The sequence below is a fragment of the Armatimonadota bacterium genome, from assembly GCA_013314775.1.
In the GTDB taxonomy this organism is placed as follows: Bacteria; Armatimonadota; Zipacnadia; order Zipacnadales; family JABUFB01; genus JABUFB01.
Window position 1 is genome coordinate 260,508 of sequence record JABUFB010000011.1, and the last position, 16,912, is coordinate 277,419.

Annotated in this window: 14 protein-coding genes and 1 tRNA gene; 1 reads left to right on the top strand and 14 read right to left on the bottom strand. The window is 64.0% G+C overall.

Annotated elements, in window-relative coordinates; genetic code table 11:
• Positions 1-375 precede the first annotated feature (375 nt).
• The 5 genes from HPY44_15555 to HPY44_15575 all read right to left on the bottom strand — a co-directional run bounded on the left by HPY44_15555 (position 376) and on the right by HPY44_15575 (position 6,137).
• Positions 376-1,308 (bottom strand): M48 family metallopeptidase, encoded by a 933-nt coding sequence (locus HPY44_15555; protein ID NSW57424.1) that lies wholly within the window; start codon positions 1,306-1,308, stop codon positions 376-378.
• Between the two features lie 43 nt (positions 1,309-1,351).
• Positions 1,352-2,701 (bottom strand): TolC family protein, encoded by a 1,350-nt coding sequence (locus HPY44_15560; protein ID NSW57425.1) that lies wholly within the window; start codon positions 2,699-2,701, stop codon positions 1,352-1,354.
• Positions 2,701-3,957, bottom strand: coding sequence for a multicopper oxidase domain-containing protein (locus HPY44_15565; GenBank protein ID NSW57426.1), 1,257 nt, complete (start codon positions 3,955-3,957; stop codon positions 2,701-2,703). The genes HPY44_15560 and HPY44_15565 overlap by 1 nt, the downstream gene beginning before the upstream one ends.
• 70 nt (positions 3,958-4,027) lie before the next feature.
• Entirely contained in the window at positions 4,028-5,065 is a 1,038-nt protein-coding gene (locus HPY44_15570; GenBank protein NSW57427.1) for a M42 family peptidase, read from the bottom strand.
• Positions 5,066-5,105: 40 nt separating this feature from the next.
• The gene (locus tag HPY44_15575; protein ID NSW57428.1) at positions 5,106-6,137 is read right to left on the bottom strand and encodes a Gfo/Idh/MocA family oxidoreductase; all 1,032 of its coding nucleotides are present in this window, start codon (positions 6,135-6,137) and stop codon (positions 5,106-5,108) included.
• 168 nt (positions 6,138-6,305) lie between these two features.
• Between HPY44_15575 and miaB the strand changes: the two genes are divergently transcribed.
• Positions 6,306-7,616 carry a tRNA (N6-isopentenyl adenosine(37)-C2)-methylthiotransferase MiaB gene (gene miaB, locus HPY44_15580; GenBank protein NSW57429.1) on the top strand — a complete coding sequence of 437 codons (1,311 nt, stop codon included), beginning with the start codon at positions 6,306-6,308 and terminating at the stop codon, positions 7,614-7,616.
• Between the two features lie 43 nt (positions 7,617-7,659).
• On the opposite strand, the gene HPY44_15585 is transcribed toward miaB, so the two are convergent.
• The 9 genes from HPY44_15585 to rsmA all read right to left on the bottom strand — a co-directional run bounded on the left by HPY44_15585 (position 7,660) and on the right by rsmA (position 16,878).
• Positions 7,660-9,147, bottom strand: coding sequence for a response regulator (locus HPY44_15585; GenBank protein NSW57430.1), 1,488 nt, complete (start codon positions 9,145-9,147; stop codon positions 7,660-7,662).
• A 110-nt stretch (positions 9,148-9,257) separates the two neighbouring features.
• The gene (locus HPY44_15590; protein ID NSW57431.1) at positions 9,258-11,561 is read right to left on the bottom strand and encodes a DEAD/DEAH box helicase; all 2,304 of its coding nucleotides are present in this window, start codon (positions 11,559-11,561) and stop codon (positions 9,258-9,260) included.
• Positions 11,562-11,618: 57 nt separating this feature from the next.
• Positions 11,619-12,179 (bottom strand): aminoacyl-tRNA hydrolase, encoded by a 561-nt coding sequence (locus tag HPY44_15595; protein NSW57432.1) that lies wholly within the window; start codon positions 12,177-12,179, stop codon positions 11,619-11,621.
• Between the two features lie 99 nt (positions 12,180-12,278).
• Positions 12,279-12,950: a 50S ribosomal protein L25 gene (locus HPY44_15600; protein NSW57433.1), complete on the bottom strand. Its 672-nt coding sequence runs from the start codon at positions 12,948-12,950 to the stop codon at positions 12,279-12,281.
• A gap of 167 nt (positions 12,951-13,117) precedes the next feature.
• Positions 13,118-14,167 (bottom strand): ribose-phosphate pyrophosphokinase, encoded by a 1,050-nt coding sequence (locus HPY44_15605; protein NSW57434.1) that lies wholly within the window; start codon positions 14,165-14,167, stop codon positions 13,118-13,120.
• Positions 14,168-14,230: 63 nt separating this feature from the next.
• A tRNA-Gln gene (locus HPY44_15610) sits at positions 14,231-14,305 on the bottom strand.
• A gap of 29 nt (positions 14,306-14,334) precedes the next feature.
• On the bottom strand, positions 14,335-15,102 hold the full coding sequence (locus HPY44_15615) for an NTP transferase domain-containing protein (GenBank protein ID NSW57435.1): 768 nt from the start codon (positions 15,100-15,102) through the stop codon (positions 14,335-14,337).
• Entirely contained in the window at positions 15,095-15,985 is an 891-nt protein-coding gene (gene ispE, locus HPY44_15620) for a 4-(cytidine 5'-diphospho)-2-C-methyl-D-erythritol kinase (GenBank protein NSW57436.1), read from the bottom strand. Before ispE ends, HPY44_15615 begins: the two co-directional genes overlap by 8 nt.
• Entirely contained in the window at positions 15,982-16,878 is an 897-nt protein-coding gene (gene rsmA / locus HPY44_15625) for a ribosomal RNA small subunit methyltransferase A (GenBank protein NSW57437.1), read from the bottom strand. Before rsmA ends, ispE begins: the two co-directional genes overlap by 4 nt.
• Between the last annotated feature and the right edge of the window lie 34 nt (positions 16,879-16,912).

Here is a 16,912-nt window from a genome sequence, read left to right on the forward strand (position 1 = left end):
CCTGGCCCCGGTGCCAAGACTGCGGCCTCCGGTGGCACGCTGTCTGTTGGAGCAGGGCTTGACAACCTGGCGCCGTCACAGCAGGTCCTGTGGGATGCCCGTCATCGCTGTGCAAACTTCGCCCGCCGTGACCAGACCCGATTGCTGCCGGCACTTGGTTCTGCGGTAAGACTTCGCCGTTCACTTAGACAAAAAAGACGGCCAACCGTACCGTCGGCATCAGCATTGCCCAAGGCAAGTTCGAGCACACGCCAAAACGGCCTCGCTGAAGTCTCGAGCACCGGCCTCGACCCGTCCTGTCTGGTCTGCCCGCCGGCCTGAACCCTCCTTGCAGTTTACCACAGGTCCGCGTTGCACCCAAGACCTACTTGGCATTCACAGGGCCAAGGTCAGCGAATGCTCTTTCAGCCATGTCCGATGTCTTCGGTATTCCGGCATAATACCCGCCACCAGCGCCCAGTACTCCCTGGAGTGGTTCGGCTGCAGCAGGTGGCACAGCTCGTGCACGATCAGGTAGTCCATCACTTCGGGCGGCGCCATGACTAGTCGATAGCTGATACTTATATTGCCATTTCTTCCACAGCTTCCCCATCTTGTTTTCATATCCTTCACGGTAACCTTCGCCGGCGACACCCCCAGTCTGCGCGCGAACTCGGGCAGTCGCTGCCGAACGACCTTGAGCGCCTCATCGCCGAGCCATTGGCGCAGGAGGCCTCGCGCGGTCTGTCCAACCCTGTCCTCGCCCACGGTCTCGGGGACCGCGATAGTCATCTCCCCCTCGGCGACGCGGACAGTGCCCCGGCGCTGGGGTGTCCGGCAGATCACCAGGCGCACAGGCTCACCCAGTATGCGCAACTCCTGGCCTGTCTCCAGCGGACCGGCGGCGGGTGAGGTGTTCTGGACATGGCTCACCCGCGCGCGTACCCAGTCGGCATGCTGGAGCACGAAGCGGTCAATGTCCGCCAGGGGAACGCCATTGGGCGCCCGCACCTCTACTTCAGAGCGCGAGTTGACGTGCAGCGCCATCCTGCGTCTCCGCGGGTTCCTGCGAACGATGAATTCGATGGTGCCCAGTGGGTCCTGCACTCGCCGCCTTGGGGCCTCGCACGTCCGCGCTCCCGACAACTGCGCCCGCAGCCAGTCGGCTACCTGGGCCAGGAACTTTTCACAGTCTGCATCTGAGGCAACGGACGGGGCGCGCACCACCACGCGGCCGTCCAGATGAACTGCGACCTCGAAGCGTCTGCGCCGGGCGTTCCGGATGATCTCATACTCAATGGTATCCTGACCAAGACGATACTTTGGCAACTGGGCACTCCTTTTCCGATGGCCGGCGGTTCCGACTTGACTGCTACGTGCCGGCGGGGAGTCTGCCGCCGACTACGAACTCCAGTTCCACCAGCGCCGCTTGCACGCTGAGCCGGGCCAACAGGTGTTCCTTCAGCGCCCTGATGAGCGCCACCCGCTCTTTGAGAACGTCCACCATATTCAGCTGCATCTGGTTGTACCGCAAGGTCACATGATCCACGGCCCGCTGGTGAGCTGGAATGATCTCCGTGCGCAGCAGCCGCTCGTGTTCCATTGCCAGATTGAGTCGTGCGAGCGCAACTGCCACGTCTTCCCGGACCTGGGCTTCCAATGCGCTCAGGGAAGCCCGTGACCGGCGCAGTTCCGCACGGGCTTTCGCGCGCATGGCCCGGTTGTCGTCGGCCACCGGTAGCTCCACAGAGAGCGCCAGCCCGAAGAGCGACGAACTGTCGGGATCCCGCGTATATGCCGGCCCCAGGCTTACGGCGCTCCAGGTGCTGCGTCGCTCCAGCGCCAGGTCGGCTTCTGAGACCCGCACCCCGAGCCGTGCAGCCCGCAGGTCCGGGCGGTGTGCCAGAGCGTAACCGACAAGCTCCGCTCCGTCCAGGCGGGTATCGGGCAGGTCCGGCAGATCGCCCGCGATCTCCATGCCAACGTCCGGCCCGAGACCCAGTATCCGCCGCAGACCTGCCAGAGCCACCCGCACGGCAGCATCTGATTCAGCGAGATCCATCGCAGCGCGGCTCACGTCAGCATCGGCATGAGACCGCTCCAACTCCGTGGTATAACCGTACTCATAGCGCGCGTATATCTGGTCGCGAAGCTCGCGAACCGCTGCCAGCAGCGTCTCCGACTGTTCTCGCGCCGCGCTGAGAATCACGCACTGGTCGTGGGCCCGCCGCGCATCAGACACCGTGTTGAGGATCGCGGACGATACCTGTGCCACAGTGCGCTCATACCCGACCCGTGACACGCCCTTGCGTGGCGGCACGAGCCAGAGATCCGCCAGGTTCCAGAGCGCCTCGATTTCGAGTTCGTTGCCGCGCTGGTGCTCGGGGAACTGCAGCGACAAATCCACAACCGGGTTGGAGTACAGCCGTGCCTGCGTCAGCTCTGCTTCCGCAATCCCCAGTTCCTGAAGCTGGGCGCGCAGTTCAGCATTGTTGAGCAGAGCGACCGTTACCGCTTCATACCGCGTGATTCCGTCGGCCAGCGCATCCGCCACCAGCCGCTCAGCGTCCGGCATCCGGACGAGTGCCTCCGGGTCATCGATGGCCTGCGCGGGCGAAGGAGCCTTCTCATCGGCCAGGGCAGACACGAGACACAGCCAGATGGCACAGGCGGCCAGGATCGCCCGGATTGCATTGCCACGAGCTGACTTGCGCCGCTCCATCACTCTCCACCCCTCTCACTGAAGTGTCTCCACGGCTCTTCGGGGTTTGTCGGCATCACGTTGATGATGGTGAACATCCCGCCGTGCCCCATGACTCCCATCGGGACGTCGGCGTGCGCGTTGACGATGTGGTGCAACTTGTGGCAGTGCAGGCGCCAGAGCCCCGGATTCCACGCCACGAACTCCACGTCTCGGGTGCTGCCGGGAGGCACGTCCACGGTGTTTCCAGGCCATTGCGCGGATTCCGGGATAGGCCCGCCCTCGGTGCCCACCACCTTCCACGTGTAGCCGTGGATGTGGATGGGGTGCGAGTCCATGCTCATGTTGCCGAAACGAATGCGGACGCGCTCGCCCTGTCGCAGGTCGATGCGCTGTATGTCCGGCGCAGCCATCCCGTTGAAGGTGAACCAGTTGAAGTCCATGGTTACCAGGTCCGGGTTGGGGTTGCCGGGGCGGAAAGCCCACTCCTGCATCATGATGCAGATCTGCCGGTCGGGCCGGTTTGTATACTCTCTCGGGTGCACCACGAGAAAGCCCGCAAGACCGTAGCTGTCCTGCTTCATCATATTGAAGCCGGAGTGATACAGGAAAGTCCCATTCTGGTACAGCGTGAACTCGTAGACCCGCATGCCGCCCGGCGGTGTAGGGGCTTCGGTCAGTCCTCCTGCGCCATCCATCGCGTTGGGCAACTCAATCCCGTGCCAATGGATCGACGTCGGCTCCGGGAGTTCATTATGCAACATCACCCGGATGCGGTCGCCTTCGGTGCATTCGATGGTTGGTCCGGGCGAACTGCCGTTGTACCCCCAGACGCGCACACGGTGTCGGAAGTAGTGGCCATGGAGTTGCCCGGTGAATCGGTTGAACTCCCTGACGAGACTCATATCCATGGGGTTGCCTGACGTCATGTCGTACTCGATGGGCTGCGCGAAGAGGTGGAACACCTTCACATCGCCGTCCATCTCGTACCCGAGCGCCGGAACGTTCAGTGTCTCCACGACGCCCATCTGCATGCCGGTGTGTGGCGCGCGCGAGGGCACAAAGCCTTCACGCGCCCAGGTGGCGGCAGGCGGCATCTGCATGCTCGCGCCCTCGCCCATTTGCATGTCACCGTGGGGCATCTCCCCCGCTTGACCCATCTCGTGCCCTTCGTGCCCCCCATGCCCTGCCATCTGTGCAGAGCCCGTCGCGGCAATCAGCGCAAGCGCGATCGCCACAACCCCGCAGGACGAACTCCGTCTCTGTCCATACAGCATCTTTCCAGCACCTCCTCAGATGCAACCGCTGGACGCTGCTTTTGCCTGCCGGGGCCCTGCGCAGCGCCGGTCAGCCTGTCACGAACTCCGCCAGCAACTTCGCGCAGTTCTCCATCGCGCCCAGGTGTCCGATCTCGTACCCGTGGCTATTCTGGGTCGGGAACCCGATGCATCCCGCGCGGCCCACCAGCCCGTACTTGCTGGACACCGTGGCGTCGCTGCCGAAAGACCGCACCAGCATGGGCTGGTGCCCTCCGCAGCAGTTGTCCGCCAGCTTCGAAAGCTGGTCGGCCATCCCCTTGTGCAACACGAAGACTGCATCCTTGTAGAAAATCACCGGGTGGTCAGTCATCCGGATGTCGTACTCCGGCGCGATGGGCGCGATCTCCACGGCGATGTGGGTGTCCACCGGCAGGCTATGGCAAACGTACGCGCCGCCCATGATCCCGGTCTCCTCGGAGCCGGTGATGCCCAAATAAACATCGCTCTTCGGCTTCTTGCGGCCCTGCCGGATGCGGTCGGCCGTGCGCAGGAGCACGGCGACGGACGCCTTGTCATCCAGCGCATACCCGGCCACGCAGTCGCCGATATACAGCGGCGTCTTGCGTGCCCGCGCAACGCACGCCCGGGTGCCGAGGCCCACTCCTTTCGCCGCAAGTTCCTTGCGGTCCAGTTTGCAGTCGAGGTAACACATCTCCCATGTGAGGGCCTTGGTCTTCGCATCGTTGATCAGCGGCGACAGATGACTGGAATGGGTGCTCCCCACGCAGAGAATCCCCGTGATCACCTCCTCGCCCAGCACATCGAAGGGCCCTTCGCCATAGGACCACGGTACGCAACCGCCAAGGGGATCCAGCCAAATCTTCCCGTCTTCATCGATTTTCCGCACGATGGTGCCAATTTCATCCTTATGCGCGGTCAGGATCACCGCACCATCCGCGCTTTCGCCCTTGATCTTGCCGATGAGGTTCCCGTTGGCATCCATCCAGGCTTCGTCACAGCGCTCCTCCAACAGGGGCAGGCACAGGCGATCCATCTCGCCCTCGTCGCCTGATGGCGAGTGGGTCACAAGGAGGGCGTCGAGCAGCGTCTTCAGCTTCGCGTGCATGTCGCGAACCTCGCTATCGTTGGTACATATCGGCCGCCTGCTACAGGTTGACGGGCTGTCCGATCTCGGCCGATTCCACCATTGCCGCCAGGGCTTTCGTGATCATCAGCCCGTCGTGGCCGGTGATGAGCGGCTCTTCATCCCGCAAAAGGCAGTTGACAAAATGCACCAGCGCGTCGTACACGAACCCCCGCGGCTCACCCGCAACTTCTCCGGAAAGAAACCCCGGCGTCTTCATCTGTGCCGGCGTGGCCACCGTGTGCACTGGCATGTTCGGGTCCACGTTCACATACCCTGCGGTGCAAATGAGTTGGAACTTGCTGTCTACGATGTTGGGCATCGACTCAGGTAGAATCCAGCACGACTCGAAATTGCCCACGCAGCCGTTCTCGAACTCCACGGTGGCCTGGTAGAAGTCGGGCGTGTCGATCCCCATCCCCTTGAGTACCTGCGAACGGCAGACCGCGAACACCCGCTTCGCCTCACTCCTGAAGTACCACCGGGCGATGTCATACCGGTGACAGATGAGCCAGAAAGGCAGGCGCGTTGAACCGGACCACGACAGCATCTTCGTGGGCACATAGAGGGTGTTGTTCAGGCGTGCATAGGCGTACAGCGGTTCGCCCAGTTCGCCGCGGTCCAGCATTTCCTTGGTGGACCAGAACAACGGCTGCCAGCGATTACTCCAGTTGATCATCAGCCGCTTGCCTGACGCCCGCCAGGCGTCCACCATGGCCTGCGCGTCCTCAACCGAAGTCGCCATGGGCTTCTCCAGCAGCACATGCTTGCCCGCCTGCAATGCGGCGACAGTGGATTCCCGGTGCAGGTGATCGGGCAGGGCGATGGAAACGGCGTCGATGGAGTCATCCTCCAGCAACGCACTCCAATCGGTGAGCGCGTGTCGGGCGCCGTACTTGAGGGCAGTGGCTCGCGCCCGGTTCTCGTCAACATCGCAGACGGAGACCAGCTCGGCATTGGGCAAGGATGCCACGATCTTCACGTGCGATTCGCCCTGAATGCCGCACCCGATGACCCCGTACCTGATCCTGCCTGGCGCAAATCCGCGTGACATGACGATCACCCTTTCGAAGAGAGACAGAGCCCTCGAGCCGCTGGCCCCGGCGCGGCCTACAGGCGCGGGCCCACGCGAGGCGCCACATGAGATAAGACAGTTCCCTGGAGGCCCACCGGTTCCCTCCAGCGTCACAGGCAGTTAGGGAACTGTGTTATAATCGCGCCCATGCAGAACACGTACTTCATCGAAACCATGGGCTGTCAGATGAACGAGCGCGATTCGGAGACCATCGCCGGCGTGCTCGAATCCCTGGGCTTGCACGCCGTGGATTCTCCGGCGGATGCCCGCGTCATCGTGCTGAACACCTGTGCGGTGCGGGAGAAGCCCGTCCACAAGGTCTTCTCGCGCCTTGGAGACCTCCGGCGGCAGAAACGCGAGAACCCGGGGACTATCATCGTGGTCGCCGGTTGCGTGGCGCAGACCTCGCAGAACGAACTCCGGACGCGTGCGCCTTTCGTTGATCTGATCCTCGGGCCAAGGAGCATCGCCGGGCTCGCGGAAGCCGTGCGCGAAGCCTCCGGCCAGCAACGGGTCCTGGCGGATGATGCGGAGATTATCCCCGAAGGTTTGCCTTTCACGCGCGCCGAAAGCGTGAATGCCTTCGTGAATGTGGGCTACGGCTGTGATAATTTCTGCGCCTACTGCATCGTGCCGTTCGCCCGTGGCCGTGAGCAGAGTCGAGCGCCTGAGGACGTGGTTGCGGAGGTGGCCGACGCGGTGGGTTCCGGGCGGCCGGAGGTGACCCTCCTGGGGCAGAACGTGAATAGTTACCGGGGGTGCGCTGCGACCGGACAGACCGTGAGTTTTCCCGAACTGCTGCGCCTCGTGGACGCGGTGGACGGCCTGCGCCGTCTGCGCTTCACGACCTCACATCCGAAGGACCTCTCCCCCGCCTTGCTCCAGGCGATGGCCGAACTACCCACCGTCTGCGAGCACCTGCACCTGCCCATCCAGTCCGGGGACGATGAGGTACTCGAGCGCATGGGAAGGGGATACACGCTAGCGCACTATCTCGAGATCGTGCACCAGGCGCGGGAGCTGATCCCCGGTATAGCGCTCACCACCGATGTGATGGTGGGCTTCCCGGGTGAGACCCCGGAGCAGTTCGAACGCACTCTGTCGGCCTTTGAAGAGATCCGCTACGATCAGGCCTTCATGTTCATGTACAACGATCGGCCCGGCACGCGCGCGGCCGGCTTCCCCGACAAGGTGGACGAGGGGGTGAAGCTGGAGCGACTGCAACGGCTGGTAGAACTGCAGAACGTGATCAGCCGAGCGAAGAACGAGCAAGAACTGGGGCGCATCGTCGAGGTGCTGGTGGAGGGACCAGACGACAAGTCACCCGGCTACCTTCGCGGGCGTACGCGGACCAACAAGCTCGTGATCTTCCCGTCGCCGGCAATTCCCGCCGGGAGCTTCGTCAACGTCCTGACCCGCGAGGCATTCCTCTGGGGTTTCAAGGGCGAGCCCGCCTGAGCGTAGGCAAAACGCCAAGGGGAGCTGCCTTGGCCTCTCCCCGTCACACCCCCGCGGCGAGGCGGTCCACCAGTTGCTGCATGGCGTCCACAACAGCCGGCGAGAACTGGGTGCCCCGTCCCGTGTCCAGTTGGGACAGGGCCTCTTCCGTGCTCAGAGCCGCACGGTACGGCCGGTCTGAGGTCATGGCGTCGAAAGCATCGGCGGCCATGATGATATGGGTCAGGTCAGACAACTGGCTGCTCATCAGGCCCTCGGGATACCCCTTCCCATCGTACCGCTCGTGATGGTGAAGCACCAGGGGCAGTGCGTCCTGCAGGAAATGCGCCGGTGCGAGCACTTCCGCGCCGATGACCGGGTGCATGCGAATCGCCGACCACTCTTCGGGGGTGAGGCTGCCGGGCTTATGCAGCACGGCGTCGGGGATCGCAATCTTCCCTACATCATGCAGCCCCGCCGCCAGTTCCAGAGTCTCTGCGTCGCCGGGGGATAACCCGAGATGCTCGGCCACGTGTCTGCAGATGCCGGCCACTCGCTGCGAATGGCCGTGGGTATAGGGGTCCCGGGCCTCGAGGGTTCGCGCCATGGCCTTGACCGTGCCAAGATATGCGCGCTGCAGGCTCTCCACCAGGTTCGCATTGCGCAGCAGCAGTCCACACTGAGCGGAGAGCACGGAGAGAAGCTGAAAGTCGCCCCGAGCGAAGGGCTCGGCGTTCCCGAAACGCCCCACCGCAACCGCGCCGCAGTTCCGGTTCCCATCCCACAGCGGAAACGCCAGCGCTTCAGCCATGCCTGGCGCCGTGCGCACTTCGCGCAACGAGACCTGACGCACTGCCCCACTGAGAGGGTGGCGGGATCCCAGCGCTGTGTAAAGAATGGGCGCGTCGCTTTCGGCGGCCAGTCGCAGCAAGTGACCGTCGGACACTTCCGTATCCCCCGCCGCGTCCAGGGCCCCGTCGCCCACGGTGAAAGCCACCAACTTGCCGTCGCGCACAACCCCAAGATACGCGATATCGCTTCTTGTCTGGCACGCCGCCGTGGTAGTGGTGACCCTCAGCATTTCCCACGGGTCCTCCACCTGCCGCGCATCCTGGCTGAGGCGGAACAACTCGGACAGCTCCTGCTCCCGGGATCGCGCGCGCTCTTCATCCCGGCGTCGCAACGCAAAGTGGACCGCCTTGAGCAGGTCCTGTTCGGTGAAGGGCTTGGGCAGGTAGTCCACCGCACCTGTCCTGGCTGCCCCTCGCGCCGTCTCCAACGAGGTATCGCCCGTGATCAGGATACAGCTTGTGGACGGAAACAGTTCGCGGACCGACTGAACCAGATCGAGCCCGTTCATCCCCGGCATCTGGACATCTGTAACCAGCAATTCAGCGGGCTGGTCGCGCAGCACCGCAAGAACGCGTTCACCGGTGGAGGCCGGGACGACCCGGAAGCCGTTCCTTGCCAGAGCGTCGCCAATCAACTCGCGCATGGTCGGATCGTCATCGGCGACGATCGCACGCAACTCCGGTGCAACATCCGAGAGCATCCCGGGAGACTCCTGTCGGGCATGGTCTAGCACGAAGTCTGCATCGGCAGCGGGTGAGGGAACTTGAGGAACGGGCGGGCAAGGCAAATGCGCCGACCGGGACGGTCGGCCTACGCGGCATCGTTGGACGGAGGTGACGCCCCCGACAGCCTCCGGGCCAGGAGAATCGCTCCCGCCTTGCTCAGGGGTTGGTTGGCATTGCCGCAGTCGGGCGCCTGCACGCATGAGGGGCAACCATCCTCACACGGACACGCCGCGATAGTCTCCGCCGTCGCCGCCATCAGTTCGCCAAGCCGCTCGTACCCGGTCTCGCAGATACCCACGCCGCCGGGATAGCTGTCCCACATGAAGACAGTCGGATCGGCGACATCCGGGTGCCCCAGGTTCGATGAACCGGCCACGTCGTGGGGATCGCACAAAGCCACCAGCGGGAGAAGCTGGATGATCGCGTGCTCAAGGGCATGAATCGTGCCCATCAGGTCGTAACCGGCGGACTGAATGGCCTCCACATCCGCCCGGCTGAGCGTAATCCACGCGCCCACGGTCTCATAGGAGGACGGCGGCAAGTCAAGGTCCTCGCGCCCCAGCTCCCGTTCCGTGATTTGCTCGCGCTTGGTGAATCCCAGCACGGCAGATTTCACCTGCAGACGCCCCAGTTTCGCCGTTGCCCCGCCGGGCAGGCTGCGCGCGTCTTCCTCCTCGTCGATTCGCACGTCACCAGCGGTCAGCGGGACCGTGTAGTAGCGCGCGTCCGTGGGAACTACGGTCGCCACCCGTTTCTCCAGGTCAAGCGTCTCCACGAGATACGTCTGCCCCGCGTGCAGATAGATCGCCCCCGGATGCACCAGACGGAAGGCCGATGCATCATCCATCGTGCCCAGCAGTATGTCCTCTTGCCCCGCGCGGCGCAGGACGATGTCGTACCCCGGCCCTCCTGCGCTGCGGATGTTGATCTCCCGTGCGGGATAGGTCGTCGGGTCGATCCAGTACCACGAGCCGCGAAGTGTCACGTAACGGTGTTCGGCGAGAATCTCCAGGATCGCGTCCATTTCCGGCCCGAACAACTCGCGGTCCCGTTCACTAATCGCCAGTTCGTACGCCGCGCACAGCAGGTGCCCGCCCAGGATGAACCGGTTGAAGGGGTCGATGATCGCCCGCTCCGAGGTGTTCTCCAGGATGTACTCAGGATGCCGCATGAGGTACTGGTGTATGCCGCCGGGCATACCGATGAGCACCGCCAGCGCATCCTGCTTGCCTCGTCCAGCGCGCCCGGCCTGCTGGCGAGTGGAAGCGACGCTGCCGGGGTATCCTGCGAGGATCGCCGCATCCAGGCCGCCGATGTCCACTCCGAGCTCCAGAGCGGTGGTGGACGTGACCGCCAGTAGGTCGCCGTCGAACAGGCGCTGCTCGATGGCGCGGCGCTCCGAGGGCAGATAGCCGCCACGGTAGGCCAGGATCTTATCGGCCAGCTCCGAGCCCTCGAGGCGCTGACGGACGTAGCGCAGGATCAACTCGGCCTGCACTCGGGCGAGAGTGAAGCAGATCGTGCGCACATCCCGCCGCATGAGACGGATCAGCAGATCCGCGGCCTCCAGGTTCGCGCTGCGGCGCCTCGCGGTCTTCCGGTCGAGCACCGGAGGGTTCCACAGGACGAAAGTGCGGTTGCCCTGAGGCGCCCCGTCGTCGTCTACTAGCGAGAAATCCAGGCCCGTCAGAGCGTCACACAGGCCCTTGGGATTGGCGATGGTCGCCGAGCAGCACACGAACTGCGGGTCCGAGCCGTAGTGCCGAGCGATTCGCCTGAGGCGCCGAATCACATTGGCCGTGTGGCTGCCGAACACTCCCCGGTAGACGTGCACCTCATCCAGCACAACCAGACACAGGTGGCGGAAGAAGTCGGCCCAGGTGTGGTGGTAGGGCAGGATGCCCACATGGAGCATGTCCGGGTTCGTGAGAACCACGTGGCATTCTCGCTTGATCCGCCGGCGAATTGAAGGTGGGGTGTCGCCATCGTAGGTCTCGGCGGTGAAAGTGCGGCCGGCACCGAACCCCTCCAGCTTGCGCAACTGGTCCTGCGCGAGTGCTTTCGTGGGGTATACCACCAGCGTCCGACTTGTGGCCGACTCACTCAGGCGCTGGGCCATGGGCACAGTGTAGCAGAGGGTCTTTCCGCTGGCCGTCGAGGAGACCACAACGACATGCTCACCATCGAGGATTCGGTCTATTGCCTCCGCCTGATGAGACCAGAGTTGCTGGATGCCCAGTTCGCGGAGACAGTCGCGAACAGACGGTTGCAACTCGTGGCGGAGTTCCCGGAAACGCGCAGGATGTCCCGGCAGATGCCGCACGTGCTCGATCTGCCCGGAGTACTCGGGGGACTGTGTGAGGTCGTGGATGAATGCGGCGAAGTCCACGGAGCCCAGGCTCCTTGCCGCCGACTGTGGAATTGCGGAGATGAGGCGGGTCCGCGGCTACCCGTTGTAGATATTCATGGCCCGCTCGATGCCCTCCGAGACCCAGCACTCCAGGGCTTCGCAGGCGCGCTCGACCATGTCCTCGACGGTCTTGCGCTCAGTAGGCCGGAAGTCCGACAGGACCCAGTCCCTCGCGCTGATCCCGGCCGGCGGGAGCCCTATGCCCAAACGAACGCGCTGGATCTCGCTCGTACCGAGATGACTGACGATAGAGCGGATTCCCTTATGTCCGGCGTCGCTGCCACCACGGCGCAGCCGGATGATTCCCAGGTCCAGGGCGATATCATCGTACACGACAATGAGATCAGCATGTTCGATCTTGAAGAACTGAGCGATCCGCCGCACGGAATCGCCGCTGTCATTCATGTAAGTCTGCGGCTTGGCGATGATCGTGTCCGTCCCTTTGATGCTTCCACGGCCGTAGATAGCGCGTAACCTGCGCCGGCCAAGGTCAATGCCATGCCGGGCGCCCAGCGCGTCGGCAACGAGAAACCCCGCATTGTGGCGGGTGTTCTGATAGCTCGGGCCTGGGTTACCCAGACAGGCGATAAGCTTCATAGAGACGATGACTCCGCCGGAGCAGCAGACAGCAGGTACGAAAGGGGTGCGGCGCGGAGCCGGAGCCCGGCCGCACCCTCCGGGTAACGGTCTCGACGCCTACTCGGACCCTCCAGAGGCGCGGTCTTGCGCATCGTCCTCGACTTCCGCGATGCTCTCGATCTCGCCCTCGACAGCCTCCATTCCCTCGTCCTCGGACACCATCTTCGCCGGCGGTACACAGGTCGCCACGGGTGTGTCGGCATCGGCGAGGACCTCGACACCTTCAGGCACATCGAGCTGGGACACTGTGCGGGTCTCGTGTAGCTGCATTCCCTCAATGCTGAGCACCAGACTCTCCGGGATTCTCAGAGGCATGCACGAGACCTCGACCTCATGCAGGATCTGGTCGATAACGGCTCCATCCGCCTGGGCCGGCGAGGATCCCTCGAGATGGATAGGGACTGAAACGTTGACCTTCTCGCGGAGAGAGATCCACTGGAAGTCCACGCTCTCGGGAATTCGCGTGAGGGGATGTCGCTGCATGCTCTTGATGAGTGCCGCGGTGCCTTGCGGGTCCGAATAGCCCTCGATCTGAAGGTCGAAGACCACATTGCCGCCCGCGTGCCTGGCGAGAATCCGTTCCAGTTTGTCCCGTGATACCGTGAGTTTCATCGCGTCGCGGCCCTGCCCGTAGGCGACTGCCGGGATGAAACCATCGCGCCGCAGTTGGCGGGCTGCGCCTTTGCCCTTTTCCTCGCGGAGGTGGGCGGCCAGAACGATCTGCTCCATGCTTGCTCCTCCTAAGACATCCTGTCCGACGGTCGCGCCGGACAGAACATGCTCTGCCTGTTCAGCTTCGGCCCGCCACCGGGCCCGAAGATTCCATCACTCCGACAATCACGACGCTGCCGCGAGCACCGATCGGGCTCAGGCAGCAGCGACGCTCAGGTCCCTTGTTAGAACAGCCGTTTCTGCGACGGCGCATTGTGGCCGATGGTCGCGCTCACAGACTGACTAAGGTGGATGCGCTCGATGGCCTCGGCCAGCAGCGGCGCCACACTGAGGACTATCATTTTATCGAGACGCCGCGCACCGTCCAGCGGTATGGTATCCGTGACCACGACCGTGTCGATCTCATCTCCGCTCAGGCGCTCAATCGCCGGTCCGGACAGCACCGGGTGGGTCGCCGCCGCGTGCACTTCCACAGCACCCCGCGCCCGCAACTCGCGCGCGCCGTTCACCATGGTGCCGGCGGTGTCCATCATATCATCGAGCATAATCGCCCGCTTGCCCTGGAGATTGCCGATGACCTCGATGATCTCGGACTCATTGGGCTCCGGGCGGCGCTTGGCGATAATCGCCAGCGAACTGTTCAGATCGTCAGCCATGGAACGCACGTCATCCACGCCGCCCACGTCCGGAGATACGATAACGGTATCTTCCCCGGTCAGCCCGGCATTACGGAAGTGTTCTGCCATGATCCTGCGCGCTGGAAGGTGGTCCACCGGAATGTCAAAGAAGCCCTGGATCTGGTCAGTGTGCAGGTCCACGGCGAGAACCCGGTCAGCGCCCGCACTGGTAATCAGGTTCGCGACCAGCTTGGCCGTGATGGGCTCCCTGCCCCTGGCCTTGCGGTCCTGGCGCGAGTAGCCATAATACGGCAAGACGGCAACGATCCGGGCAGCCGAGCCCCGCCGAAACGCGTCGAGCATGACCAGAAGCTCAACGAGATGTTCGTTCACCGGCGGACAGGTGGGCTGCACCAGGAAGACGTCGGCCCCGCGCACGCTGTCATTGATCTTGACCTGGACCTCGCCGTCCGAAAACCGGCCGACCTCCATATCACCCAAAGGCTGGCCAAGGATCTGGGCGATGCGGCGGCCTAGTTCGGGGCTGGCATTGCCCGAGAAGATTTTCAGCGGACCGTACTGCACGGATGGCCACCCCTGTGTCCTGTCATGAAGCTGCGCGCGCCGGACCGGCATGGGGCGCTGCCGGGCGTCCATGGCCTCGCGCGGCAAGTGCGGCAAGAGTTGTCGACGGCTGATCCCCCGCTGCAGATCAGTCATTGGCTGGGGCGGCAGGATTCGAACCTGCGAGTGCGGGATCCAAAGTCCCGTGCCTTACCGCTTGGCGACGCCCCAGCGAGAGCGCCCCATGTCACCGTGGACTGTCAGCGCGTCGACCGGCTGATCAAGGCTTCCACAGTGGCGATGTGACTCGGTTTGTCCACATCGAACCCCACTTCAGGGTAGGGCGAGATCACCGCGGCCACCTGAGCACCTAGAATAGTACCGGCGCGCGCCAGAATCTGCGCCATGGACAGCCGCCCAGCGATGAACCGGAAAACGAAGCCCCAGCCCAGGAGCGCTGACAACGCCAGGGGGTTCTTGCGCATGGAGAACGCTCTTTCGAGCTGTTGCCCTTGCTCCTCCAGGAACTCCCGACGCATGACGGCGATGTTACCGCCCGTGAAAACGCCGTCGAGCAGCCGGAAGTACGTCCGCCTGCCACCGGGCAACATCCGCTCACAGTCGCGTTTGGCCACTACAGAATATACGATTGCGGCGTCCAAATGCAAGACCTGCCCGAGGAAATGGTCGACCGATTCCGCGCTCAGCAGCGGCAGGTCGCCCGTCACAATCAACATGCGCTCAGGCCGGCCGAGAGCCTGAAGGCCGCAACGCAGGCTGTCCACGATTGTCTCGCCCCGGCACTCAACCGCCCGTTCGCCCACGTGTTGGATTAGCGGCGAGTTCTCGGCGCAGACCACACAGACCTCACCGACGAGCCGCGCCCCATCCAGGCCTTCCAGTACCCGGTCGATAATTGGCCGCCCGCCCACCTCGATCAACCCCTTGGCTGACGCACCGGTGGCCTTCGCAAGCCCCGTCGACATATGACCTGCCGCCAGTACGACTACGGGTGTCTTCTCAGACATGCGGACCCTCCATGAACTCGTAGCCGGCCGGAACAGTGCGAGCCGCAACCGCCCAGTATCCCTGTTTTCGCAGGGATTCCGCAAGACGCCCCGCATGTACGTCGTCATCCGCCAGACCGAACACCGCCGAGCCCGAGCCCGTCATCAGTGCTCCGCACGCCCCGAATCCGGCCATGCAGTCGATCAGCCGCGGGATCGCCGGGCAACTCGCGCCCACGCTGCGGCTGAAACCGTTGATCAGCAGGGACGCCAATTCCCCGGGGGCAGCGCCTGCCTCGAGGGCCGCAAGCACCGCGTCCATGCCCGCGCCACTCGTGAAATCATCGGGGGTGAGGCCCGCGTAGGCATCTCTCGTCGAGACCGACTCCCCCGGCCGCGCGATGACCAGCGAGTAGCCGCGGGCCATCCTGCGCGTCTCCACACGTTCACCCCTGCCGGTACACAGTGCAAGCCCGCCGTAAAGAAAAAGCACCGTATCCGAGCCGAGTTCCGCAGCCATGCTCTCCAGCTCCTGCGCCGAGCCCAGCCCGGTGAGGCGCTGCAGGGCGACGAGAACCGCCACGGCGTCGGAACTTCCACCACCCAGACCGCTGCCCGCCGGGATACGCTTGTCCAGCCGTATCAGGATTCCCTGCGGCCCGCCCAGCGCTTCCCGGAACAGTTCCGCAGCCCGCCAACAGATATTGTCAGGCCCGTCCGGGGCCTCCCACTCACCGCAATTCTCAACTCTCAGCCCGTCCCCTGTGATCTCAACGGTGAGCAGGTCGCACAGCGAGACGGTCTGGGTCACGGTGCGCAGTTCGTGGAAGCCGTCCGGGCGCTTGCCCAATATCTCCAGTCCCCAGTTGATCTTCGCGTAGGCGCGCAGCGTGACGCGGGTCACTGGCCGGCCTCCAGTCTGGCAAGGGCATTCCCCAGCGCCGCGAACTCGTCGAAATCCAGGGTCTCTCCCCGGCGCTGGCCGTCGATCTCCGCGGCAGCCAGTATCTCGTCAACACCGTCTCGATCAAGCCCGGGGATGCCCGCAGTCGCGAGGGCTTTGCGCAGGGTCTTGCGGCGGTAACCAAACCCCGCACGTACCACCCGGAAGAAGGCCCTGGCATCGCCAATGCTTTCAGGCGGCTCCTGTCTCGGCTGGAGCGCCAACGCCTCGGAATCCACCCCCGGACGAGGCATGAAAACTGACGGCGGCAGGGACGCGACGGTCTCGATACGCTCCACGAAGAACCGGCAGTAGACCGTGAGTGAGCTGTAATCGTCAGTCCCCGGCGCGGCGCGCAGACGGTCTGCTACCTCTTTCTGCACCGTAACTACGATCCCAATGAATGCCGGACGCGTCTCCAGCAGGCGCTCCAGAATTGGCGTGGTGATGTAATACGGCAGGTTCCCCACTGCAACCGCGGGACGCCCGGTATCGATTGGCGCGTCGAGAAAGTCACCAATGTGCAGCGCGACATTGGGGTAAGAGGCCAGCAGTTCCCCCAGCGGCCCGGCCAGCTTCGGGTCCTTCTCCCACGCTTCGAGAGGCAGGCCTGATTCCGCAAGGGGAAGCGTGATCGCGCCCAGCCCCGGGCCGATCTCGAGAAGTGCCTCAGGCTCGAAAGCCAGGGCGGCGTTGGCGATCTTCCGGGCAAGGTTCTCGTCCAGCAAGAAGTTCTGCCCCAGCGACTTGACCGCGCGGAGACCATACCTGTGGCACAGGTCCTTTGTCCGGGCGGTCAGCGACGTCTGCTCGGTGGCTCCCAGCGGTTGGTCGTCATGAGCGCTCCGGGCCAATGTGATCCTCACAGTCCCGGCGACAGAGTGCCGG

Excerpts from the sequence above, each read along its gene's own strand:
- HPY44_15560 (NSW57425.1), bottom strand. The coding sequence starts at position 2,701 with ATGGAGCGGCGCAAGTCAGCTCGTGGCAATGCAATCCGGGCGATCCTG.
- HPY44_15565 (NSW57426.1), bottom strand. The coding sequence starts at position 3,957 with ATGCTGTATGGACAGAGACGGAGTTCGTCCTGCGGGGTTGTGGCGATC.
- HPY44_15570 (NSW57427.1), bottom strand. The coding sequence starts at position 5,065 with ATGCACGCGAAGCTGAAGACGCTGCTCGACGCCCTCCTTGTGACCCAC.
- HPY44_15575 (NSW57428.1), bottom strand. The coding sequence starts at position 6,137 with ATGTCACGCGGATTTGCGCCAGGCAGGATCAGGTACGGGGTCATCGGG.
- miaB (NSW57429.1), top strand. The coding sequence starts at position 6,306 with ATGCAGAACACGTACTTCATCGAAACCATGGGCTGTCAGATGAACGAG.
- HPY44_15585 (NSW57430.1), bottom strand. The coding sequence starts at position 9,147 with ATGCTCTCGGATGTTGCACCGGAGTTGCGTGCGATCGTCGCCGATGAC.
- HPY44_15595 (NSW57432.1), bottom strand. The coding sequence starts at position 12,179 with ATGAAGCTTATCGCCTGTCTGGGTAACCCAGGCCCGAGCTATCAGAAC.
- HPY44_15600 (NSW57433.1), bottom strand. The coding sequence starts at position 12,950 with ATGGAGCAGATCGTTCTGGCCGCCCACCTCCGCGAGGAAAAGGGCAAA.
- HPY44_15605 (NSW57434.1), bottom strand. The coding sequence starts at position 14,167 with ATGGACGCCCGGCAGCGCCCCATGCCGGTCCGGCGCGCGCAGCTTCAT.
- HPY44_15615 (NSW57435.1), bottom strand. The coding sequence starts at position 15,102 with ATGTCTGAGAAGACACCCGTAGTCGTACTGGCGGCAGGTCATATGTCG.